Annotated in this window: 16 protein-coding genes; 10 read left to right on the top strand and 6 right to left on the bottom strand. The window is 74.7% G+C overall.

Annotated features, from left to right (window positions below):
- Positions 1 to 34 precede the first annotated feature (34 nt).
- From GA0070613_RS13025 to GA0070613_RS13005, 5 genes are read left to right on the top strand one after another with little or no spacing between them, the layout of a single operon-like run.
- Positions 35 to 2,149: a molybdopterin oxidoreductase family protein gene (locus GA0070613_RS13025; RefSeq protein WP_089012540.1), complete on the top strand. Its 2,115-nt coding sequence runs from the start codon at positions 35 to 37 to the stop codon at positions 2,147 to 2,149.
- A complete protein-coding gene (locus GA0070613_RS13020) occupies positions 2,146 to 3,588 on the top strand; it encodes an FAD-dependent oxidoreductase (protein ID WP_089012539.1) in 1,443 nt (480 codons plus the stop codon). Before GA0070613_RS13025 ends, GA0070613_RS13020 begins: the two co-directional genes overlap by 4 nt.
- 34 nt (positions 3,589 to 3,622) lie before the next feature.
- Positions 3,623 to 6,154: a nitrite reductase large subunit NirB gene (gene nirB, locus GA0070613_RS13015; RefSeq protein WP_089012538.1), complete on the top strand. Its 2,532-nt coding sequence runs from the start codon at positions 3,623 to 3,625 to the stop codon at positions 6,152 to 6,154.
- Between the two features lie 13 nt (positions 6,155 to 6,167).
- Positions 6,168 to 6,515, top strand: coding sequence for a nitrite reductase small subunit NirD (gene nirD, locus GA0070613_RS13010; RefSeq protein WP_089012537.1), 348 nt, complete (start codon positions 6,168 to 6,170; stop codon positions 6,513 to 6,515).
- A complete protein-coding gene (locus GA0070613_RS13005) occupies positions 6,515 to 7,603 on the top strand; it encodes a uroporphyrinogen-III synthase (protein WP_089012536.1) in 1,089 nt (362 codons plus the stop codon). The genes nirD and GA0070613_RS13005 overlap by 1 nt, the downstream gene beginning before the upstream one ends.
- A 138-nt stretch (positions 7,604 to 7,741) precedes the next feature.
- Here the strand turns inward: GA0070613_RS13005 and GA0070613_RS13000 are convergent, their stop codons facing one another.
- From GA0070613_RS13000 to GA0070613_RS12985, 4 genes are all read right to left on the bottom strand, one after another.
- Positions 7,742 to 8,365, bottom strand: a complete 624-nt coding sequence (locus tag GA0070613_RS13000; RefSeq protein ID WP_089012535.1) for a GTP-binding protein — start codon at positions 8,363 to 8,365, stop codon at positions 7,742 to 7,744.
- Entirely contained in the window at positions 8,346 to 8,708 is a 363-nt protein-coding gene (locus GA0070613_RS12995) for a DUF742 domain-containing protein (RefSeq protein WP_089012534.1), read from the bottom strand. The genes GA0070613_RS13000 and GA0070613_RS12995 overlap by 20 nt, the downstream gene beginning before the upstream one ends.
- Before the next feature lie 66 nt (positions 8,709 to 8,774).
- Positions 8,775 to 9,182 (bottom strand): roadblock/LC7 domain-containing protein, encoded by a 408-nt coding sequence (locus GA0070613_RS12990; RefSeq protein ID WP_089012533.1) that lies wholly within the window; start codon positions 9,180 to 9,182, stop codon positions 8,775 to 8,777.
- Positions 9,179 to 12,280, bottom strand: a complete 3,102-nt coding sequence (locus GA0070613_RS12985; RefSeq protein WP_089012532.1) for a sensor histidine kinase — start codon at positions 12,278 to 12,280, stop codon at positions 9,179 to 9,181. The genes GA0070613_RS12990 and GA0070613_RS12985 overlap by 4 nt, the downstream gene beginning before the upstream one ends.
- Before the next feature lie 446 nt (positions 12,281 to 12,726).
- Here GA0070613_RS12985 and GA0070613_RS12980 point away from each other — a divergent pair, with 446 nt between their 5' ends.
- Complete coding sequence (locus tag GA0070613_RS12980; protein WP_089012531.1) at positions 12,727 to 13,908, top strand: ABC transporter substrate-binding protein; 1,182 nt, start codon at positions 12,727 to 12,729, stop codon at positions 13,906 to 13,908.
- Positions 13,909 to 13,974: 66 nt separating this feature from the next.
- Here the strand turns inward: GA0070613_RS12980 and GA0070613_RS12975 are convergent, their stop codons facing one another.
- Positions 13,975 to 14,781: an ABC transporter permease gene (locus tag GA0070613_RS12975; protein WP_231929826.1), complete on the bottom strand. Its 807-nt coding sequence runs from the start codon at positions 14,779 to 14,781 to the stop codon at positions 13,975 to 13,977.
- 143 nt (positions 14,782 to 14,924) lie between these two features.
- Positions 14,925 to 15,956 (bottom strand): ABC transporter substrate-binding protein, encoded by a 1,032-nt coding sequence (locus GA0070613_RS12970; RefSeq protein WP_089012529.1) that lies wholly within the window; start codon positions 15,954 to 15,956, stop codon positions 14,925 to 14,927.
- A 284-nt stretch (positions 15,957 to 16,240) separates the two neighbouring features.
- On the opposite strand from GA0070613_RS12970, the gene GA0070613_RS12965 reads away from it, so the two are divergent.
- The 4 genes from GA0070613_RS12965 (at position 16,241) to GA0070613_RS12950 (ending at position 21,584) form a co-directional block, all read left to right on the top strand.
- Positions 16,241 to 17,080 carry an ABC transporter ATP-binding protein gene (locus tag GA0070613_RS12965; RefSeq protein WP_231929766.1) on the top strand — a complete coding sequence of 280 codons (840 nt, stop codon included), beginning with the start codon at positions 16,241 to 16,243 and terminating at the stop codon, positions 17,078 to 17,080.
- A gap of 2 nt (positions 17,081 to 17,082) precedes the next feature.
- Entirely contained in the window at positions 17,083 to 18,033 is a 951-nt protein-coding gene (locus tag GA0070613_RS12960; protein WP_089015913.1) for an LLM class F420-dependent oxidoreductase, read from the top strand.
- The gene (locus tag GA0070613_RS12955; protein WP_089012528.1) at positions 18,030 to 18,338 is read left to right on the top strand and encodes a cupin domain-containing protein; all 309 of its coding nucleotides are present in this window, start codon (positions 18,030 to 18,032) and stop codon (positions 18,336 to 18,338) included. The genes GA0070613_RS12960 and GA0070613_RS12955 overlap by 4 nt, the downstream gene beginning before the upstream one ends.
- Before the next feature lie 75 nt (positions 18,339 to 18,413).
- Entirely contained in the window at positions 18,414 to 21,584 is a 3,171-nt protein-coding gene (locus GA0070613_RS12950; protein WP_089012527.1) for a hypothetical protein, read from the top strand.
- Positions 21,585 to 21,590 lie beyond the last annotated feature (6 nt).

The raw sequence follows: 21,590 nt of genomic DNA, 5'->3' as shown, positions 1-21,590 counted from the left end.
GACCGGAAACCGCCCGGCGGCACGCTTTCCCGACATGACAGACGGTGCACGGGTGGCGACGCGACCGGGAGTGGGATCCCGGGAGGCGGCGACCCACTGCCCCTACTGCGCGCTCCAGTGCGGGATGACGCTGCGCGAGACCGACGGGCGGATCGAGGTGCTCCCCCGGCAGTTCCCCACCAACCGCGGCGGGCTCTGCCAGAAGGGCTGGACCGCCGCCGATCTGCTGGACCACCCCGAGCGGTTGACCACGCCGCTGGTACGCGACCCGGCGACCGGCGAGCAGCGCCCGGCGAGCTGGGACGAGGCGCTGGACCGGATCGCCGCTGGCATCCGCACCGTCCAGACCGGACACGGCCGGGACGCCGTGGCGGTCTTCGGCGGCGGCGGGCTGACCAACGAGAAGGCGTACGCGCTCGGCAAGTTCGCCCGGGTGGCCCTGCGGACCCGGCACATCGACTACAACGGCCGCTGGTGCATGTCCTCGGCCGCGGCGGCCGGCATCCGGGCCTTCGGCGTCGACCGGGGGCTGCCCTTCCCCCTCGCGGACCTCGGCCGGGCGGAGACCCTGCTGCTGGTCGGCGCCAACCCGGCGGAGACCATGCCGCCACTGCTGCGCCACCTGGCCGACCAGCGGCAACGCGGCGGGCGGCTGATCGTGATCGACCCCCGGGTCACCGCGACCGCCCGCCAGGCCGACCTGCACCTGCAACCGCTCCCCGGCACCGACCTGGCGGTGGCCAACGCGCTGCTGCACATCGCGCTCACCGAGGGCTGGCTCGACCGCGACTACGTGGCCGCCCGCACCACCGGCTTCGACGCCGTCCGTTGCACCGTGGCCGGCTACTGGCCGGCCGAGGTGGAACGGCTCTCCGGGGTGCCGGTGGCCGACCTGGAGGCGACCGCGCGGGCGCTCGCCACCGCCGGCAGCGCGATCATCCTCACCGCGCGGGGCGCCGAGCAGCACGCCAAGGGCGTCGATACGGTCACCGCCTTCGTCAACCTGGCGCTCGCCCTCGGCCTGCCCGGTCGCCCCGGCTCCGGGTACGGCTGCCTCACCGGGCAGGGCAACGGCCAGGGCGGCCGGGAGCACGGGCAGAAGGCCGACCAGCTCCCCGGCTACCGGCGGATCGACGACCCGGCGGCCCGGGAGCACGTGGCGCGGGTCTGGGGCGTACCGGCCGACGACCTGCCCGAGCCGGGGGTGCCGGCGTACCGGCTGCTGGACTCGCTCGGCACGCCGGACGGCCCCAGGGCGCTGCTGGTCTTCGGCTCCAACCCGGTGGTGTCGGCGCCCCGGGCGGCCCGGATCGAGTCCCGGCTGCGCGACCTGGACCTGCTGGTCGTCGCCGATTTCCTGCGCTCGGAGACGGCCGCCCTGGCCGACGTGGTGCTGCCGGTCGCGCAGTGGGCCGAGGAGGACGGCACGATGACCAACCTGGAGGGTCGGGTGCTGCGCCGGCGGGCGCTGCGCGAGCCGCCACCCGGCGTCCGCACCGACCTGGCGGTCCTCGCCGACCTGGCCACCCGGCTCGGCGCCCCGGTGGGCTTCCCGACCGACCCGCGTGCGGTCTTCACTGAGCTGCGGCGGGCCTCGGCCGGCGGGCCGGCGGACTACGCCGGCGTGACCTGGGCACGGATCGACGCCGATACCGGCGTCTTCTGGCCCTGCCCCGACCCGGACGGCCCGGACACCCCCCGGCTCTTCGCCGACCGGTTCCCCACCCCGAGCGGGCGGGCCCGGTTCCACCCGGTGACCCACCGGCCGGCCGCCGAGGAGGTCTGCGCCGACTACCCGCTGCACCTCACCACCGGGCGGGTGCTGGCCCAGTACCAGTCCGGCACCCAGACCCGGCGGGTCGCCGCGCTGCGCCGGGCCGCGCCCGGCGCCTTCGTCGAGCTGCACCCGGACCTGGCCGCCCGGCTCGGCGTCACCGACGGCGAGGAGGTGCGGGTCGTCTCCCGCCGCGGCGAGCTGCGCGCCCCCGCCCGGGTCAGCCCCACGATCCGGCCGGACACCGTCTTCGCGCCGTTCCACTGGCCCGGCGCGGCCCGCGCCAACTCGGTCACCAACGACGCTGTCGACCCGATCTCCGGGATGCCCGAATTCAAGATCTGCGCGGTACGGGTGGAGAGGGTCCAGTCGTGAACGACCGGGTGATCATCGTCGGGTACGGGATGGCCGGGTCCCGGCTCGCCGCCGAGCTGCACGCCCGGGGCGGGTACCAAAAGGTCACCGTGCTCGGGGCGGAGCCGCACCGGGCGTACAACCGGATCATGCTCTCCACCCTGCTGGCCGGGAAGATCGCCGAGCCGGACGTGGAGCTGGCCGAGGTCGCCGGGCAGGGCGTGGACGTGCGTACCGGGGTCGCGGTCACCGCGATCGACCGGGCCGCCCGGGAGGTGCGCACGGACGACGGTGACCAGCACGGCTACGACCACCTGGTCCTCGCCACCGGCAGCCGGGCCGTGGTGCCGCCGCTGCCCGGGCTCGACCCGCTGCCGGAGCGGGTGGTGCCGTTCCGGACGCTGGACGACTGCCGGCGCATCCTGGCCGCCGCCCGGGGCGCCCGCCGCGCCCTGGTGCTGGGTGGCGGCCTGCTCGGGCTGGAGGCGGCCCGCGGGCTGGTCGCCCGGGGGCTGGACGTGACGGTGGTGCACCCCATGGGCCACCTGATGGAGCGGCAGCTCGACCCGACCGCCGGCGCGGTGCTCGCCGGCACCCTCGCCGGACTCGGCGTGCGTACCGTGCTGGCGGTCCCGGCGACCGGGGTGGCCGCGGACGCCGACGGGGTCCGCCTCGGCCTCGCCGACGGCCGGTCCCTCAGCGCCGACCTGCTGGTCCTCTCCTGCGGAGTACGCCCCGACACCGACCTCGCCGCCGCGGCCGGACTGACCGTCGAGCGCGGCGTGGTGGTGGACGACCGGATGCGGTCCAGCGACCGGCGGATCTCGGCGATCGGCGACTGCGCCCAGCACGACGGGGCGTTGACCGGGCTGGTCACCCCGGCCTGGGCCCAGGCCCGGGTGGTGGCGCAGGTGCTGGCCGGCGACGACCCGCTGGCCCGCTACCGGCCCCGGCCGGTGGTGACCCGGCTAAAGGCGGCCGGCATCGACCTGGCCGCGATGGGCGACGCCACCGACGGCCCGGGGATCGGCGGGCCGGTGGAGGAACTGACCTTCGCCGACCCGGCCCGGGGGACGTACGCCCGGTTGCGGATCCGCGACGAGCGGCTGACCGGGGCGATCCTGCTCGGCGACAACCCGGCGGTCGGCACCGTGGTGCAGCTCTTCGACCGGGGGGCCCAGGTGCCGGCGGACCGGCGGTCGCTGCTGCTCGGCCGGGCCTTCGGCACGGTCCCGGCCGCGCCAGCCGCGTCCCCGGCGCTGATGCCCGACGCGGCCACGGTCTGCCAGTGCAACGACGTCAGCAAGGGGGCGCTGGTGGCCTGCTGGCGCTCCGGCGCCCGGACGGTCGACGCGCTGTCCGGCGCGACCCGGGCCGGCACCGGCTGCGGCGGCTGCCGGGACGCCCTCGCCGGCATCGCCGACTGGCTCGGCGGGGCCGAACCGGTGGCGACGCGATGAACGGGATGGACGGCGACGCGGTGGAGGTGACGGGATGAGCGGCGGCGATCTGGTCGTCATCGGCAACGGCATGGTGGGGCAGCGCTTCGTCGAGGCGCTGCGCGCCCGGGACCACGACCGGCGCTGGCGGGTGACGGTGCTCGCCGAGGAGCCCCGGCCCGCGTACGACCGGGTGCGCCTCTCGGCCTTCTTCGACGGGGTGAGCGCCGAGGAGTTGAACCTGCACACCCGCGACGACGGGGTGGCGCTGCGGCTTGGCGAGCCGGCCCTCAGCATCGACCGGGCGCGACGGATGGTGCGCACGGCGGCCGGCGAGCACCCGTACGACGCGCTGGTCCTCGCCACCGGCTCGTACCCGTTCGTGCCGCCGGTCGACGGCACCGCGCTGCCGGGGGTCTTCGTCTACCGGACGCTGGACGACCTGGCGGCGATCCGGGCGCACGCCGTGGGCCGGCGGACGGGCGCGGTGATCGGTGGCGGCCTGCTCGGCCTGGAGGCGGCGAACGCGCTGCGGCTGCTCGGCCTGCAGACCAGCGTCGTCGAGTTCGCGTCCCGGCTGATGCCGGTGCAAGTGGACGAGGCGGGCGGCGCGATGCTCCGGCGCTACGTGGCGGAGCTGGGCGTCACCACGCACCTCGGAGTGGCCACCACCGCGCTCCGCCCCGGCCCGGACGGCGCGGTCGCCGCGCTGGAACTCTCCGACGGCAGCATGGTCTACGCCGACCTGGTCGTGGTGGCCGCCGGCATCCGGCCCCGCGACGAGCTGGCCCGGACCGCCGGGCTGGAACTCGGCCCGCGCGGCGGCGTGCTGGTCGACGCGACCTGCCGGACCTCCGACGAGCGGATCTGGGCGGTGGGCGAGTGCGCGGCCGTGGACGGCACCTGCCACGGCCTCGTCGCCCCCGGCTACGCGACGGCCGAGGTGGTCGCCGACCGGCTGCTCGGCGGGGCGGCCACCTTCCCCGGCGCGGACACCGCCACCAAGCTCAAGCTGCTCGGGGTCGACGTGGCTTCGTTCGGCGACGCGCACGGCACCACCCCGGGCTGTCTCGACGTCACCTTCACCGACCCGGCCACCCGGTCGTACGCGAAGCTGGTCCTCTCCGACGACGCGCGGACGCTGCTCGGCGGCGTGCTGGTCGGAGACGCGAGCGCCTATCCGACGCTGCGGGCCAGCGTCGGCGGGCCGCTGCCCGCTCCCCCGCTGGCGCTGCTGGCCCCGGCCGGCGAGACCGGCGGCGGGGTGGCCGCGCTGCCCGGCGCGGCGCAGGTCTGCTCCTGCAACGCGGTGACCCGGGTGGCTGTCGACGCGGCGATCGCCGGTGGCGCCCACGACGTGCCGGCGCTGAAGGCGTGCACCCGGGCCGGCACGAGCTGCGGCTCCTGCGTCCCGATGCTGGCTTCTCTCCTCGACGCGGCCGGGGTGCAGCAGTCCACCGCGCTCTGTGAGCACTTCGACGCCAGCCGGCAGGAGCTGTTCGAGATCGTCCAGGTGCGCGGCATCCGCACCTTCTCCCAGCTCATCGCCGACCACGGGCGCGGGCGGGGCTGCGACATCTGCAAGCCGGTGGTGGCCTCGATCCTCGCCTCGCTCGGCACCGGGCACGTGCTCGACGGCGAGCAGGCGTCGCTGCAGGACACCAACGACCACTTCCTGGCCAACCTGCAACGCGACGGCAGCTACTCGGTGGTGCCCCGGATCCCCGGCGGGGAGATCACCCCGGAGAAGCTGATCGTGATCGGCGAGGTGGCCCGGGACTTCCGGCTCTACACCAAGATCACCGGTGGGCAGCGGATCGACCTGCTCGGGGCCCGGGTCGAGCAGCTGCCGCAGATCTGGCGCCGGCTGGTCGACGCCGGCTTCGAGTCCGGCCACGCGTACGGCAAGGCGCTGCGCACGGTGAAGTCCTGCGTCGGCGAGACCTGGTGCCGGTACGGGGTGCAGGACTCGGTCGGGCTGGCCATCGCGCTGGAGCTGCGCTACCGGGGCCTGCGCGCCCCGCACAAGCTGAAGTCGGCGGTCTCCGGGTGCGCCCGGGAGTGCGCCGAGGCGCGCAGCAAGGACTTCGGCATCATCGCCACCGAGACCGGTTGGAACCTCTACGTCGGCGGCAACGGCGGCTTCCGGCCCCGGCACGCCGACCTTCTCGCCACCGACCTGAGCACCGACGAGCTGGTCACCCTCATCGACCGGTTCCTGATGTTCTACATCCGCACCGCCGACCGGCTGCAACGCACCGCCGCCTGGATCGAGGCGATGGAAGGCGGCCTCGACCACCTGCGCGCGGTCATCGTGGACGACTCCCTCGGGCTCTGCGCCGACCTCGACGCGGCGATGGCCCGGCACGTGGCGTCGTACTCCGACGAGTGGCGGGACGTCCTCGACGACCCGGACCGGCTGCGCCGGTTCACCTCCTTCGTCAACGCCCCGGACACCCCAGACCCGTCCATCACCTTCGCCGTGGAGCGCGGCCAACCCGTACCGGCACGCGGGGCCCCGCCGGCGGCCGGCGCGGACCGCCGCCGCCAGCCGGTCGCGCTCGGCCTTCCGGAGGTACGCCGATGAGCGAGGTGGAGCGATGAGCCCGACGAGCACGCTGGACTGGACGCCGGTCTGCCCCCTCGACCGGCTGGACCCGGACCGGGGCGTCGCCGCGCTGGTCGACGGCGTGCAGGTGGCGCTCTTCGTCACCGGCGGCGAGCTGTACGCGGTCGACAATCTCGACCCTTTCGGCGGGGCGTACGTGATGTCCCGGGGCATCGTGGGCAGCCGCTCCGGGGTGCCGACGCTCGCCTCCCCGCTGCACAAGCAGGTCTACGACCTGCGGACCGGGCGCTGCCTGGACCTGCCGGACCTGACGCTGCGGCGGCACGAGGCGCGCTGCCGGGACGGGGTGGTCGAGGTGCGGCTGCGACAGGAGGAGTGATGGCCGACGAACTGGCCGGCTTCACGATCGGGGTCACCGCGGACCGGCGGCGGGACGAACTGGCGGCGCTGCTCCAGCGGCGCGGCGCCCGGGTGGTGCTCGCCCCGGCGCTGCGGATCGTGCCGCTGGCCGACGACACCGACCTGCGCGAGGCCACCCGAGCCTGCCTCGACCGGCCTCCGGACATCCTGATGGCGAACACCGGCATCGGGATGCGGGGCTGGCTGGAGGCGGCCGAGGGTTGGGGGCTGGCCGAACCGCTGCGCTCGGTGCTCGGCCGGTCGTACGTGGTGGCCCGGGGGCCCAAGGCGCGCGGCGCGATCCGGGCCGCCGGCCTGCACGACCAGTGGTCGCCGGACTCGGAGAGCTGCGAGGAGGTGGTGGAGCACCTGCGCCGGCGCGGCGTCGCCGGGCAGGTCATCGCCATGCAGCTGCACGGCGACCGGCAGCCGGAGTGCACCGCCGCGCTGGAGGACGCCGGGGCCACGGTGATCGAGGTGCCGGTCTACCGCTGGGCCGCGCCGACCGACCCGGCGCCGCTGGACCGGCTGATCGACCTGGTCGCCGGCCGGCTGGTGGACGCGGTCACGTTCACCTCCGCCCCGGCGGCGGAGGCCCTGCTGCGGGCGGCCGGGGACCGGACCGAGGCGGTGCTGGAGGCGCTGCGCGGTGACGTGCTGGCCGGCTGCGTTGGCGCGGTCACCGCGGAGCCGCTCGTCCGGCGGGGGGTGCCGGTGAGCGCCCCGAGCCGGGCCCGGCTCGGGGCGCTGGTCCGCACGATCGTCGACGAGCTGCCGAGCCGGACGGTCAGCGTGAAGGCCGCCGGTCACCTGCTCACCCTGCGCGGGCACGCGGCCGTGGTCGACGGGGAACTGCGCCCGCTCGCCCCGGCCCCGATGGCGGTGTTACGGGCGCTGGCCCGGGCCCCGGGCCGGGTCCTGTCGCGGACCGCCCTGCTCCGGACGCTCCCCCGGGGCGCCGACGAGCACGCGGTGGAGATGGCGGTGGCCCGGCTGCGGGCGGGCCTGCGTGCCCCGCGCGTGGTGCAGACCGTCGTCAAGCGCGGCTACCGGCTCCGGGTCGACTGACGCCACGGCGGTCGGCGTGGTCTGCCCACCGGATCGATCTGCCGCTCACGACCGATATACCTGTGAGCCATATTTATGCCTCACAGGTATATCGCCGAACAGAGGTGCGTTCCGGAGCCGAGCAGCCGGCGGGATCCGTCAGCCGACCGGGGTCGGGTAACCCCGGCCGTGCTCGGCCTGGAGGCGGAGCATGGCGTGCTCGACGACCGTCACCAGCACCTGCTTGACCGACTCCCGCTGCCGCGCGTCGCACATCACCAGCGGCACGTCCGGGGAGATCGCCAGCGCCTCGCGGACCTCCTCCGGCTCGTACTGCGGCGCACCGTCGAACCGGTTCAGCGCCACCACGTACGGCAGGTTTCGGTTCTCGAAGTAGTCGAGCGGGGCGAAGGCGTCGGTGATCCGCCGGGTGTCGACGAGCACGGCGGCACCCACCGCGCCCCGGATGATCTCGTCCCACATGAACCAGAAGCGGGTCTGGCCCGGCGTGCCGAAGAGGTAGAGGATCAGGTCCTGGGCCATGGTGATCCGGCCGAAGTCCATGGCGACCGTGGTGGTCTCCTTGCCGGGCACCTTCGACGGGTCGTCGATGCCCACCCCGGCTGCGGTCATCAGCGCCTCGGTGGTCAGCGGAGTGATCTCGGAGATCGCTCCGACCAGGGTCGTCTTGCCCACGCCGAAGCCGCCCGCGACCACGATCTTCGCGGAGATGATCTCCCGGCTGCGGTGCGCCCCGGCGGGGTCATAGTTCGCGAAGTCCACTTAGCACCCTTCCAAGCAGGTTCATCCGCTCCTCGAACCCCGTCGCGGGAGCGGCAGTGTGTAGCGTCAGCAGGCCCTCGGCCACCATGTCGGCGACCAGCACCCGGGTGACGCCCAGCGGCATCCGGGTGTACGCGGCGATCTCCGCGAGCGACTGTGCCCGGCCCTCGCAGACCGAGGCGATGCGGTACTTGTCGTGCCCGGCGAACCGCGCCTCGGCCACCTGGGTGGGTGTGCACGACAGCACCGCTTCCAGGGCGATGTTCTGCAGCGGCTCGGTGCGGCCCCGGGTGACCGCGTACGGTCGCACCAGCGCGCCGCGCGGGTCCCGCCGTGGTTCCATCTCGCGATCACCTCCCTCCGTACGGAGCCGGGCCGGCTCCGGATCACCTGGTCACGCGGGTTCCGGTCAGGACCGCACGACGTCCCGGGGCAGCGGCACCAGGGCGGCACCCACCCGCTCCACCAGCAGCGCCATCTCGTAGCCCACCTGGCCCACGTCGCAGCTGCGCGCGGCGAGCACCGCCATCGACGAGCCGTCGCTGATCGACATCAGGAACAGGTATCCGCTGTCCATCTCGATCACGGTCTGGAGCACGCCGCCCGCGCTGAACATCCGCGCCGCACCCTCGGTCAGGCTCACCACGCCGGCCGTGATCGCGGCGAGCTGGTCCGCCCGGTCCCCGGGCAGGTCCCGGGAGGAGGCGAGCAGCAGCCCGTCCGCGGACACCGCCACCACGTGGGCGATGCCCGCCACGCTGTCGGCGAAGTTGGTGAGCAGCCAACCCATGTCCTGCATGGCCGCTGGCCTGTTCATCGGTTCGTCTCCTTGATCGAGGTGCTGTTCAGGTCCGCGCCGGCCGTCCGCCCCCGCTGCACACCGCGGTGGTAGGCCGACAGCAGGCCGCGTACTTCGTCCGGCGTGCGCCGGCTCTGGGACCGGCCCCCCTTCGGCTCGATGCCGCCGGGGACGAGCTGGGCCTGCGGCACCCGCTTCGGCAGGCCGGAACGGGTGGTGCCGCCGGTGGTCGGCTCGGCGGCCCGGGTCGCCCGCGACCAGCCCTCGTCGGCCGCCGTCCGCCAGGCGTCCGCGTCCGCCGCCGGCGGCGCCGACGCCGGCGCGGAGGCCGGTGGCACGGACGGGGGTACGGCCGGAGCGGGCGGCACGGACGACGCCGACGGCGGAGTGTACGGCGGCGGCGACGTCACACCCGACGCCTGGGCGCCCGAGGTACGGGTCGGCAGCGGCGGCCGCGACGCCGCGGCGACCGGCTGCTGCGCGGCCGGGGCGGGCTCGTCGAACCGGGGCCGGGTGAAGATCGTCGTCTCGTCGTCACCGTGTGAGCGGAACCAGACCGCCTCCATCTCCCGGAAGATCGGCGCCTCGGCCCGCTGGTCCGGCCGGGCGACCACCGGGGCGGCCGGGGCCACCGGCGCGGACGGAGTCACCCGTGCCGCCGCGACCGGCGGGATCACGGGCGACACCGGGGCCGGGCCGGCCGCGGCGGCGCCCAGCCCGGCGATCGGACCCACCGGCAGCCCCGAGGTGCCCGGGCTGGCGGTCTCCCCGCCGCGGTTCCGCTTCGGCAGCGGCTCGCGGATGGGGTGGGCGCCGGTGGGCGTACCCACCGACAGGCCGCTGGAGACGGGGGCCGGCGGCGGGGGCGCGGCCGGCGTGGTGGCCGGCATGGCGGGCAGGCTCGGCAGCGCGCCGGTGGAGCCCCCCACCTGCACCGCGGGGCCGGTGTCCCGCGCCTCGGTCGCCCCCTGCCAGCGGGCCGGCGAGGGCGCCGCGGTACGCCACTGGTCGGTCAGGGTGGCCGCGGCGGTACGCCCGGCGCCGTCCAGCGGGTCGGCGTGGCCGACCGGGGACAGCGGCGCCTGCTCGACAGCCAGCGGCTGGCGCGGCCGGGCCAGCGGCGCCGGGTCGTGGCCCCGGCTGGCCGGCAGCACCACCGTGGAGTTCGGCAGGGTCACCTGGACGACGGTCCCGCCCTCCACGTTCCGCCGCAGCTCCACGCGGACGCCGTAGCGGGAGGCGAGCCGACTCACCACGGCGAGGCCCATCAGCCGGAACGCGGCCACGTCCACCGTCGGCGGGGCGGCCAGCCGCCGGTTCAGCGAGTCGAGCTGCTCGTCGGTGAGGCCCAGACCCCGGTCCTCCACCTGGATCAGCACGTAGTCCCGGATCCGCCGGCCGTCGGCCACCACGGTGGTGTTCGGCGGGGAGAACCGGGTGGCGTTGTCCAGCAGCTCAGCGACCAGCCGGACCACGTCGTTGACCGCGTGCGCGGCGACCGACACGTCGGTGTCGACCGTGCCGAACTCGATCCGGTTGTAGAGCTCCACCTCGGACTGGGCGGCCCGCAGCACGTCCACCAGGAGCGCGTCGTCGCGGCGCGGCACGGCCGAGTCGGCCCCGGCCAGCACCAGCAGGTTCTCGTCGTTGCGGCGCATCCGGGTGGCCAGGTGGTCGAGCTCGAAGAGCTGGGCGAGGCGCTTCGGGTCCTCCTCGCCGCGCTCGATCGCGTCCAGCTCGCCGATCATCCGGTCGACCAGGGTCTGACTGCGCCGGGCCAGGTTGAGGAACATCGCCGACACGCTGGTCCGCAGCGCGGCCTGCTCGGCCGCCACCCGGACGGCCTCCCGGTGCACCACGTTGAAGGCCACCGCCACCTGGCCGACCTCGTCGCGGTTGCTGAGCTTGATCGGGTCCCGGACCTGCTGGACGATCTCCTCCACCCCGCCGTCGCCGATGGTGCCGACGTTCTGCAGGCGGCTGACCGCCTCCGGCAGGTCGTGGTTGGCCACCGCCAGGGCGCCCTCCCGCAGCCGGCGCAGCGAGTGGTTGAGCGAGCGGGCGAGGACCACGGCGAGCGTCACCGCGATGATCAGGGTGAGCAGCACGAGCGACGTCTCGACGACCGCCTGTCGGATGACCTCCGTACGGGCCGCGTCGGCCTCGGCGAACAGCCGGTCCTGGAGCTGGATCTCGGCCCACCGCATCAGATCGTCGACCGCGCCGATGGCGGCGGAGGCATCGTCCCGGGTGACCAGCGGGACCTGCCCGACCGACCGGGACAGGTCGGCCGCGACCCGGTCGGAGAGCTGCACCGCGTCGCCGGAGACCGTGCTGTCGACCAGGGCCCGCTGCTCCGGCTCGGCGGCGCGCGAGAAGGAGAGCAGCGCCTCCTGCTGGCTGGTCAGGGTGGCCACGAAGGAGGAGAACTGCTCCTCGTCGAGCCGCCCGGAGGCGAGCGCGGTGAAGGCCACCGCCTGTTCCTCGGCGACCGCCGCCTTGGCGTGGGCGAAGGCCGCCACCGCCCGGCGGGCGTCGGCCAGGCTCTCCCCGCCCGGCTGCTGGGCGAGGGTGTCGCCGTACGAGACGAGGTCGGTGAGGATGATGCCGTAGCGCAGGCTCGCCTCGGCCACCGGCATCTGCTGCCGGTCCAGCACCTCCTGCCGGGTGCCGTTCAGCGTCGCCAGGTGGTCGTCGATGACCTTGAGCCGGTCCCGGACCGAGGCCGGCAGCTCGTCGAGCCGGCCCCGCTCCTCCCGGTACGCCGTGATCCGCTCGTCGGTGCGGCGGACCCGCAGGTTGTAGTCGTCCGGCTTCTGGTCGGGGGCGGCCAGGTAGCCGGCCGCGGCCATCCGTTCCTTGTGCAGGTCCTGGCTGAGCGCCGAGATGTCGATCGACAGCGCGGTGAGGGAGCGGATCCGGGTGGCGTCGTAGGCGCCCTCACCGACCGAGACGAGTCGGATGGTCGCCAGTGCGATGACGGCGGCCACCGGGACGACCAGGATGAGGGCGAGCTTGGAACGGATCCGCGCGTCCCGCAGCCGGGGCAGCCGCCGTCGCCGGTTCCGCGGGTCGGCACCGAGGCGCTCGGGCAGGGTCGTAGGTCCGGTGCTCACGACATCGCCTCCGTCGTTTCTTCCACGCCTGACCCGCCGACCCGTGCCTGGTACAGCGGCCAGCGCCACGCGCGGCACGGCCGCGATTTCATCAGAGAAGATCCTGTTTGGGAAGCCGCAGTGAGGCAGGAATCGGTCGGCGGGCACTCAAGCCGGTCTGCGGTCAACTATTACCTTCTTTTCCCCAGCCCCCTGAACAGGGCATGTGCGTCCAGCGTGGTCGGTCGATCCGGCAAAGTGAGCAACCGTAAACATTCGATGTCCCCACCATGTGGGATGAGCGTCCCGAAAACGGCTCCCGGCTTCCGCGCTTGACCACAGGGCCCGGCGTTGGCAAGGTTTTGCAGGCTTCGCGCACACCGTACGGCAGACCAATCCCGTTCTCTACTGAGGACGGACAAGCGGCGGTGATCGGGCTGCGCCCGCGCCGCACCTGGAGGACTGAGTTGAGCCCCATCCGCTCCGCGAGCATCGCCGCGCTCGCATCGGCCGTGCTGGCCACCACGCTCACCGGCTGCCAGTTCGGCGAGGAGCAGCAGGACACCAGCCCGATCGTGATCGCCGCGGACCTCGAACTCTCCGGCGCCTCGGCACCGGTGGGCAAGGTGTACCAGCGGGCGCTGGAACTGAAGGTCGAGCAGTTGAACTCCTCCGGCGCACTGGGCGGCCGGAAGATCGAGCTCAAGGTGAAGGACAACCGCTCGGACGCCGCCGAATCCTTGCGCAACATCAACGATTTCAGCAACGACTCCAACGTCAGCGCCATCATCATGGGCGGCTGCAACGAATGCGCGGTGGGCGCCGCACGCACGATCGACGAGAAGCGCATTCCGACGATCGCGCTCGCCGCCTCCGGCGCCGTCACCGAGCCGATCGCGCAGCGCCGGTACGTCTTCAAGCTGGCCCCCAACGCGGTGGACAGCGCCGGCGCGCTCACCACCGAACTGACCCGCCGCAACATCCGCAAGGTGGCCGTGCTGCACACCGCCGACAACTACGGGAAGGAGGGGCTGACCGCGCTGCGCGGCGAGTTCGCCAAGGCCGGCATCCGGGTGCTGCGCGCCGAGGCCGTACGGACCACCGACACCGACGTCACCAGCCAGGTCTCGGCACTCGTGGAGCGGGGGCCCCAGGCGCTGATCGTCTGGACGCCGCCGGAGCAGGCGTCGCTCGCGGCCGCCAGCGCCCGGCAGGAGAAGTTCACCGGGTCGCTCTTCTTCGACGCGTCGGCGGCGGGCGACCTCTTCCTCGGCGGCTCGGCGCGGACCACCGAGAAGGCGACCCTGATCTTCACCCAGACCATGGTGATCGACGACGTCATCGCCACCACCCCGGCCAAGGCGGCCCGTCGCCAGTGGTTCCAGGACTACACCGCCCGGTTCGGCGGGTACCACGGCTTCTCGTCGTTCGCCGCCGACGCGGTCCAGCTCATCGCGGACGCCGAGCTGCGCTCCGGCGGGGAGCCCGGCCGAGTGGACCGGAACGCCCTCCGCGACGTCCTGGAGACGTCGCAGCTGGACGGCCTCTCCGGCCCGATCCGGATGACCCCGGACAACCACTCCGGCCTGATGCCCCAGGCGCTGACGACCCTGGTCGCCAGGGGCGGCCGCTGGCGGCTGGCGGGCTGAACTCGTCGGGATCCTGGGAGGGAAGTGGCCCCCGCCCAGGGGCGACTTCCCTCCAGGATCACCCGGTCAGCGGGATGAGGTGGTGGCGCGTACCCAGGGGAGGGCGAGGCGCTCGACGAGGCTGAGGGCGGAGTACAGCAGGATGCTCATCAGCGCGATCAGCACGATCGCCGCCCAGGCCGTCGCGGTGTCCCCGATCCCGTTGTACTGGAGGATCTGGAAGCCCAGCCCGGGCTTGTCCGAGTAGAACTCCCCGATCACCGCGCCGATCGCGGCGAGCGGCATCGCCACCTTCAACCCGACGAACATCTGCGGCAGGGCGGCCGGGAAGCGCACCTTGCGGAACGACTGCCACCAGGAGGCGTTCAGCGACCGGGCCAGGTCGGCCAGGTCGGCCGGGGTGGTGGTCAGCCCGGTCGCGGTGGAGAGCACGATCGGAAAGAAGCAGAGCAGGAACACCATGGTCAGGATCGGCTTCTGACCCCAGCCCACCGAGACCACCAGCAGCGGGCCGAGCGCGATCTTCGGCACCGCGTTGATCGCCACCAGCAGCGGCGCGAACATCCGCTCGACCCGCCGGGAGGCGGCCAGCGCCATGCCGATCAGCACGCCGGCCACCGAGGAGAGCAGGAAGCCGAGGACGGTCATCGCGGTGGTGATCCCCAGCGCCGGCAGCAGCACGTCGCTCGTTTCGGTCAGCGCGCTCCACACCGCCTGCGGCGGCGGCAGGGACGCCGGATGGACCAGGTGCAGGCCCGACGTCACCGTCCACCAGACCGTCACCGCGATCAGCAGCCCGAGCGCCGGCAGCCCCACCGCCGCCGGGCGTACGCCGCCCCGGCGCGGCGCGGCCGGCTCCGTCGTGGACCGCACCGGCGCCGGCGTGCCGGCCCGGCTCCGGGTCAACTCCGTCAAGGTGTCCTCCTCTGCTCGGCCGGCCCCACGACCGGCACGCGAAGGGGGTGCGCCCCACCGGAACCCCGGCGGGCCGCACCCCCGATCTCCGGGTCGACCGGTCAGGCCTTCGGCGCGAGGTTGAAGTCGATGATCTGGTCGGGGGTCAGGTTCTGCTTGAGCGCGCCCGCGCCCTGCAGTAGCGCGATGCTCTTGGCGACCCGGCCGCTGTCCAGGGTGCCCAGCGCGGTGCCGGAGTTGCTGGACCGGACGTACGCGGCCATCAGCTGCAGCTCGGCGGCGGCCGCGGCCGGGTTGGTGGCGGCCACGTTCTTCTTCAGGATGTCCGCCGCCTCCTGCGGGTTGGCCAGGGCGTACTCCAGGCCCTTGAGCAGCGCCGCGGTGAAGCGCTTGACCATCTCCGGCTTCTCCTTGGCGATCTTCGTGGAGGTGATCAGCGCGTTGCCGTAGAGGTCCTGCATGACGTTGCTGTACGGCAGTACGACCGGCTTCTTCTTGGTCACCGCCTCGACGGTGGGCTGACCGACCACGAACTGGCCGATGCCGTCGACCGAGCCGGAGGCGAGCGTGCCCATCAGGGTCTGCGGCTCACCGTTGACCCAGGTCACCTTGCTGGCATCGACGCCGGCCAGCTTGGCGTACGTGGGGAAGAGGTTGCGCACGACGGAGCTGGGGGTGTCGGCGAGCTTCTTGCCCTCCAGGTCCTTCGGCGTGGCGATGTTCTTGCCCTCGACCGAGACGATGGCGGCCATGGTGCGCTGCTGGATCGCCGCCACCGCGACGAAGTCCTTGGCCTGGCCGTTGCCGAGCTGGAGGATGCCGCCGGTGAGGTCGATCGGGCCGAAGTCGGCCTGGCCGCCGACCACGGTCTGGATGACCGCGCCGGTGCCCTGGCCGGGCTTGATCTCCACGTCGAAGCCGGCGTCCTTGAAGAAGCCCTTCTCCTTCGCCACCCAGGCGTAGGAGTCACGGCCGAAGTTGCCGAACGAGGTGAGATAGGTCACCTTCTCCACCGTCCCGGCACCCGCGCTCTTGGGGTCGCCGGACTTGTCCGAGCCGCTGCTGCAGCCGGAGACCAGGGCGAGGGCGGTGGCCAGCGCGGCCGCGGCGACCGTACGGGTCAGCCTTCTCATCAGTGCACCATGTCCTTTCCGACCAGGTCATGCCACCCGGACGGGTCGTGGGTCCGACGGTGCCGGCAGGAGGGGGCAGCCGACGGGACCGTCGTGAGGGGACTCTTCGCGGGCACAGCGTACGAGAAGGGCAGCGTCGCAAGGCCGGGCGTACCGGTTGCGGAACGGAAACGAAGTTGCGGAACGGAAACCGACCATCGTCCATCCTGGACGGTGCTATAGGGACGACATCCGGTTACCCTTGCCGGGCTCGTGGTCGTCGAGCGGGAGGGAGCCGGCCGGAGATGATCAAGCTGTCCGCGGTGTCCCGCACCTTCGACGGCCGCTCGGGTCGCGTCGAGGCGCTGCGCGGCATCGACCTCGACGTCGCGGAGGGCGAGTTCGTCGCCGTCCTCGGCCGCTCCGGCTGCGGCAAGTCCACCCTGCTCCGCATGATCGCCGGGCTGCTGCCGGTCACCGAGGGCGAGATCACCGTGGCCGGCACGCCGATCACCCGGCCCCGCCGCGACATCGCCATGCTGTTCCAGCGGCCCGCCCTGCTGCCCTGGCGCTCGGTGTTGGACAACGTCCTGCTCCCGGTCGAGATCTTCGGCTGGAGCCGGGCCAGGCACCGCGAGCGGGCCCGGGAGCTGCTGGACCTGGCCGGCCTCGGCGGCTTCGAGAAGCGCCTGCCGCACGAGCTCTCCGGCGGCATGCAGCAGCGGGTCTCGCTGTGCCGGTCGCTGATCGGCGAACCGCGGGTGATGCTGATGGACGAGCCCTTCTCGGCGCTCGACGCGCTCACCCGGGAAGAGCTCTCCGGCGAACTCCAGCGGGTGCACACGGAGACGAGCGCGACCATCGTCTTCGTCACCCACTCGATCGACGAGGCGGTGCTGCTCGCCGACCGGGTCGTCGTGCTCAGCCCCCGCCCCGGCCGGATCCGCAAGATCCTCGAGGTGGACATCCCCCGGCCCCGCACCCTCGGTCGCAACGCCCACCTGGCCGAGGTGGCCCAGGTCAGCGCCGACCTGCACGAGCTGTTGATGGAACGGGACGTCCCGGTCGTCGCGGCACAGACCGAGGACGCGGCGGCGGCCGGCCCGGCGGAGACGCCGGCGGGGTCCGGCACGGGAGGGCGGTGACCATGCGGGTGTCGGTCTTCACCGAGCCGCACCGGGGGGCCAGCTACGACGACCAGCTCCGGTTCGCCCGGCTGGTCGAGGCGGCCGGGTTCGAGGGCTTCCTCCGCGCCGACCACTACCAGTCGATGGGCGACGACCCCGGGCTGCCCGGTCCCACGGACGCCTGGCTGACCCTGGCCGGGCTGGCCCGGGAGACCTCCCGGATCCGGCTCGGCACCCTGGTCAGCTCGGCCACCTTCCGGCTCCCCGGGCCCCTCGCGGTGATGGTGGCCCAGGTCGACCAGATGAGCGGCGGCCGGGTCGAGCTGGGCATCGGCGCCGGCTGGTACGAGCGGGAACACCTCTCCTACGGCATCCCCTTCCCGGGGGTGACCGAGCGGTTCGACCGGCTGGCCGAACAGCTCGAGATCATCACCGGGCTGTGGCGCACCCCGCCCGGCGAGACGTACCGCTTCACCGGCGAGCACTACCGGCTGGCGGACGCGCCCGCGCTGCCCAAGCCGGTGCAGCGGCCCGGCCCGCCGGTGATCGTCGGCGGCCGCGGCCCCAAGCGCACCCCCGAGCTGGCCGCCCGGTACGCCGACGAGTTCAACATGCCGTTCAAGAGCGTCGCCGAGACGGCCGCCGCGTACGAGCGGGTGACCGAGGCGTGCCAGCGCACCGGCCGTACGGAGTCCGGGCGGGCACCGCTGGTGCTCTCCGCCGGGATCGTGGTGGCGATCGGCCGGACCGACGCGGAGGCGCAGCGGCGGGCCGCGCCGCTGCACGTCAAGAGCGCCCTGCCGCCGGAGGACCCGGTGGTCGGCTCCCCGACGCAGCTGGTCGACCGGCTCGGCGAGTTCGCCGCGATCGGCGCCACCCGGGTGCACCTGCGGCTGATCGACTTCGCCGACCTCGACCACCTGGAGCTCATCGCCGCCGAGGTGCTCCCCCAGCTGGACGGAACCCGATGACCGAACTGTCCCAGGACGTCGAACTCGGCCCGGTGGGCCAGGAGGTCGTCTACGAGAACGACCGGGTGCGGGTCTGGCACATCCGGCTGGAGCCGGGCGAGCGGCAGCCGCTGCACCGGCACGACCACCCGTACCTGGTGGTGGCGATCCAGGGCGCGAAGAACGTGGTGCAGACCGTCGACGGCACCCGGATCGACGCCGACGAACCGACCGGCGGGGTGGTCTACCGCGACCCGGGCGCCGTGCACCTGCTCACCAATGTCGGGGACACGACCTATCTGGCCCGCCTGGTCGAGCTGAAGTAGCCACACCGGCGGCGCGCGCCGCGCCGCGCTGCGTCAAGGTGGCGATCGGGCGCACCGCGCCGTAACGTGCCCGACATGGCCTTTCGGACGTGGGGCAGGCTGCTGCTCACGGCGCTCGGGGTGAGCGTGCTGGCCGGGGCCGGCCAGCTCGGCATCGCGTACGGGTTCGGCATCGTGCGCCTCAACGGCGCGTTCACCGACGGCTCGGTCAACCGGTGGCTGGCCCAGCTCGTCTGGGTGGCCTGGTTCGCGGCGGTCGCCGCGGTGGCCGGCGCCGTCGTCACCGGACGACTCGCCCGCCGGTACGGGTTCCCGGGCGGCACCACCGAACAATTCTCGGTCGCCGGGGCCGCCGCGCTGGGCGCGATCGTCGTCGCGCCGCTGTGCATGCAGCCCGCCCGCGCGACCGAGATCGGCGGCACGGTCGACCCGGTCTGGGCGGTCGGCATCTGCGCCATCCTCGGCGCGGTGGTCGGCGCCGGGGCGGCGCTCGCCGTACTGCTGAACCCGCCGCTGGGCTGGAACATCGTGATGACGGGCGGCGTGCTCTGGCTGCTCGCGCTGATCTCGGTGGCGCCGGCGCTGGCCTCGACCGGGCCGCTGCCCACCGTACGCCTCGGGGTCCTGGAGCCGTCGTGGTTGGACGCGGCGACGGCGCAGCGCCTGGCCATGCTGGTCCTGCCCACGGTGGCGCTGCTCGCCGGCGCGGCCGTCGGCGCGCTGGCCCGCCGGCACGGCCACCAGCCGCTGGTCGGCGGCGCCGCGGGCGCGGCCGGCCCGGTCCTGGTGGCGTTCGCCTACCTGACCGCCGGCCCCGGCGACGCGGCCGACCGGTACCAGCTCGCACCCTACTACGGGGCGCTCATCGCGGTCGCCGCCGGCGCGCTCGGCTCGACGGCCGCCACCGTGCTGCGTCGACCGTCCGAGACGCCGGCGACCAGGGCCATCGAGCCGACCGACATCCTCCAGCCCCTCCCGACCGGGCCCACCGCCTCCTCGGCGGGGTCCCCGGTGGACCGGACGGAGGACCACCCGGCCTCCTCGGCCGACCCGAGCCGTGCCGGCGCACCGACCGCGGCCGCGGGTGGCAGCGCTGTCGACCTCGGCACCCAGTCGGCCGCCCGGGACACCCACCCGGCCGGCGCCAACCGACCCACCCCCGCACACTGGGAATGGCCCGTGGCGTCCAGCGGCACGCCGACGCCGGCACCGCCCGGCGTCGCCCGGCCGACCATTCGTCGGAACGCCCGTTCCGGCGACGACCGGGGCCCGGCAGCCCCCGTCCCGGCGTCCGCCGACGACCGCGACCTCGCGGCCCGGTCCGTGGTACCCGCCCACGACCGCGACCTCGCAACCCCGCCCGTCGCGCCCGCCGACGACCGTGACCTCGTGACCCCGGCTCCCGTCTCCGCCGCCGAGGATGACCCGGCTCGCCTCGCCGGCGCCCCGGCGTCCGGCGCCGTGGCCCGCGACCGCACCATCGGCCCGCCGGCCGCGATCGGAGCGGCCGGGGCCGGTCCGGTGATCGAACGGGACGCCGACGACCCGACTCAGAGCCTTCCGGCACCCACCCCGCTCTCGTCGGCGAGGCGCATCTCGGCCGTGGACGTGGTCGCCGCCGGTCGGACGTCGACGCCGAAGGCGACGCGACCCGGTACGACCGCGGCCGGGACCGTGCCCGCCCCGGCGACACCCACGCCAAGACCCGGCCGCTCGGCCCCGGAGGCGGCGCCCACGCCCGCTACCGGGACGGCGACGCCCGCTCCTTCGGCCCAGGCGGCCACACCCATGCCCGGGACGGCGACCCCCGGCCCGTCGGCCGAGGCAGCGGCACCCGCGCCCTCGCCCAGGACGGCGACGCCCAAGGTCGGCGCGGAGGTGCCCGGACCCGTCGTCCCGGCGCCGGCGGCCACCGCCGGGGGCGGAGCGGCCACGCCCGACGTCGAGTCGGCACGCACGCCGGAAACTGACGCGCCCGGACCGGGCGTGGGCGGTCCGGACGGCACCGCCCTGACCGGGCTGACCGGTACGGCGGCCCACGCCCCGGCGTCCCGGTCCGGTTCGCCCGCCGGGTCCCGGTCGGCGTCCCCGACGTCGTCGACGGGCCGGCCGAAGCGGGCCCGCAGGTCGCGGTCGGCCGAGCCGACGGCGACCGCCCCGACGCCGAGCTCGACCGACGCCGCACCGGAGACCGGGCACCCGACATCGAACGGCGACCCCGCCCGCACCAGCCCCGCACCGGTGGCCGCCACATCCCGGCCTGCCGACGTGGCAACCACCGTTTCCACCACGGACCTGCCGACGGCCATCTCGCCCTCGACGCCGACCGCCACGTCCGCCGCCGACCTTGCCCCGGCCACCGCCGCCCGGCAGTCCAGCGCCGCCGGCCGGTCCAGCGCCGCCGGCCGGTCCAGCGGAGCCGACCGGTCCAGCACCGCCGACCGCTCCACCGCCGCTGATGAGGCCACCGCCGCGGACCGGGCCGGAACCGCCGATCCCTTCGGTGCCGCAGGAGCCAGCCGCGCGCCGGGGATCGCGACAGGCACCGGCCGACCCGGCGGGAGGCTGCCGGCGGCACCGCCCGCCGGCCCGGCGCACCAGTCGCCGGCGACGCCCGACGGCGCTGCGGCGGAGGCTCGGCACGGCTTCTCGCCGAGCCCCCGCCCGATCTTCTCCGGCGACGCGGATCGGCGCGGCGACGTCCGGCCGGCCTGGCCGGTCGCGCCCGCGCCGGCCGGGCCGGCCACCCCCCGGCCGGCCGCCGCCCCGACCGGGCCCACGACGGACGCCACCGCGGCCGTCGACAGCGGCACCCCGGCCGCGCCGGCGCCGCGCCCCCGGCACCGGGCGCTGCCCGACCTGGACCGCGCGGCCAGTTGGGACGCCCTGGCGAACGCGCGGCGCGCAGTCGGGCCGAGCGCGGTCGACCCGGCACCAGCCGGTTCCCCCGGCGGCGAGCGGGCACACCAGGCCGACGACCCGGGGCGGGAGACCGACGACCAGTCTCCTTCCGCGGCCGACGGCGATGAGGAGGCCGGCACCGGAAAGGGCCGGTCCCGCCGTGGCCTGTTCCGGCGGAACCGGGCGAAGGGCGGCGAGGAGAGCACGGCGGAGCGGAACAGCCGCGAGGCGGAGCCGGTGCCGCCGCACGACGAGGAGTACGTCGACTGGGTCACCGGGCTGGGCCGGCCGGCCGCGGACGGCGACTCGGGCTCGCTGCGTACCGGGCGGCACCACCGGGACTGACCGGAA

The sequence above is a fragment of the Micromonospora inositola genome, from assembly GCF_900090285.1.
Taxonomy (GTDB): domain Bacteria; phylum Actinomycetota; class Actinomycetes; order Mycobacteriales; family Micromonosporaceae; genus Micromonospora; species Micromonospora inositola.
This window is presented reverse-complemented; position numbering and strand designations above follow the sequence as displayed.

Coding starts and splice junctions, on each gene's coding strand:
- GA0070613_RS12950 (WP_089012527.1), top strand. CDS start 18,414: ATGGCCTTTCGGACGTGGGGCAGGCTGCTGCTCACGGCGCTCGGGGTG.
- GA0070613_RS12965 (WP_231929766.1), top strand. CDS start 16,241: ATGATCAAGCTGTCCGCGGTGTCCCGCACCTTCGACGGCCGCTCGGGT.
- GA0070613_RS12960 (WP_089015913.1), top strand. CDS start 17,083: ATGCGGGTGTCGGTCTTCACCGAGCCGCACCGGGGGGCCAGCTACGAC.
- GA0070613_RS13005 (WP_089012536.1), top strand. CDS start 6,515: ATGGCCGACGAACTGGCCGGCTTCACGATCGGGGTCACCGCGGACCGG.
- nirD (WP_089012537.1), top strand. CDS start 6,168: ATGAGCCCGACGAGCACGCTGGACTGGACGCCGGTCTGCCCCCTCGAC.
- GA0070613_RS13025 (WP_089012540.1), top strand. CDS start 35: ATGACAGACGGTGCACGGGTGGCGACGCGACCGGGAGTGGGATCCCGG.
- GA0070613_RS12990 (WP_089012533.1), bottom strand. CDS start 9,182: ATGAACAGGCCAGCGGCCATGCAGGACATGGGTTGGCTGCTCACCAAC.
- GA0070613_RS12970 (WP_089012529.1), bottom strand. CDS start 15,956: ATGAGAAGGCTGACCCGTACGGTCGCCGCGGCCGCGCTGGCCACCGCC.
- GA0070613_RS12995 (WP_089012534.1), bottom strand. CDS start 8,708: ATGGAACCACGGCGGGACCCGCGCGGCGCGCTGGTGCGACCGTACGCG.
- GA0070613_RS12955 (WP_089012528.1), top strand. CDS start 18,030: ATGACCGAACTGTCCCAGGACGTCGAACTCGGCCCGGTGGGCCAGGAG.
- nirB (WP_089012538.1), top strand. CDS start 3,623: ATGAGCGGCGGCGATCTGGTCGTCATCGGCAACGGCATGGTGGGGCAG.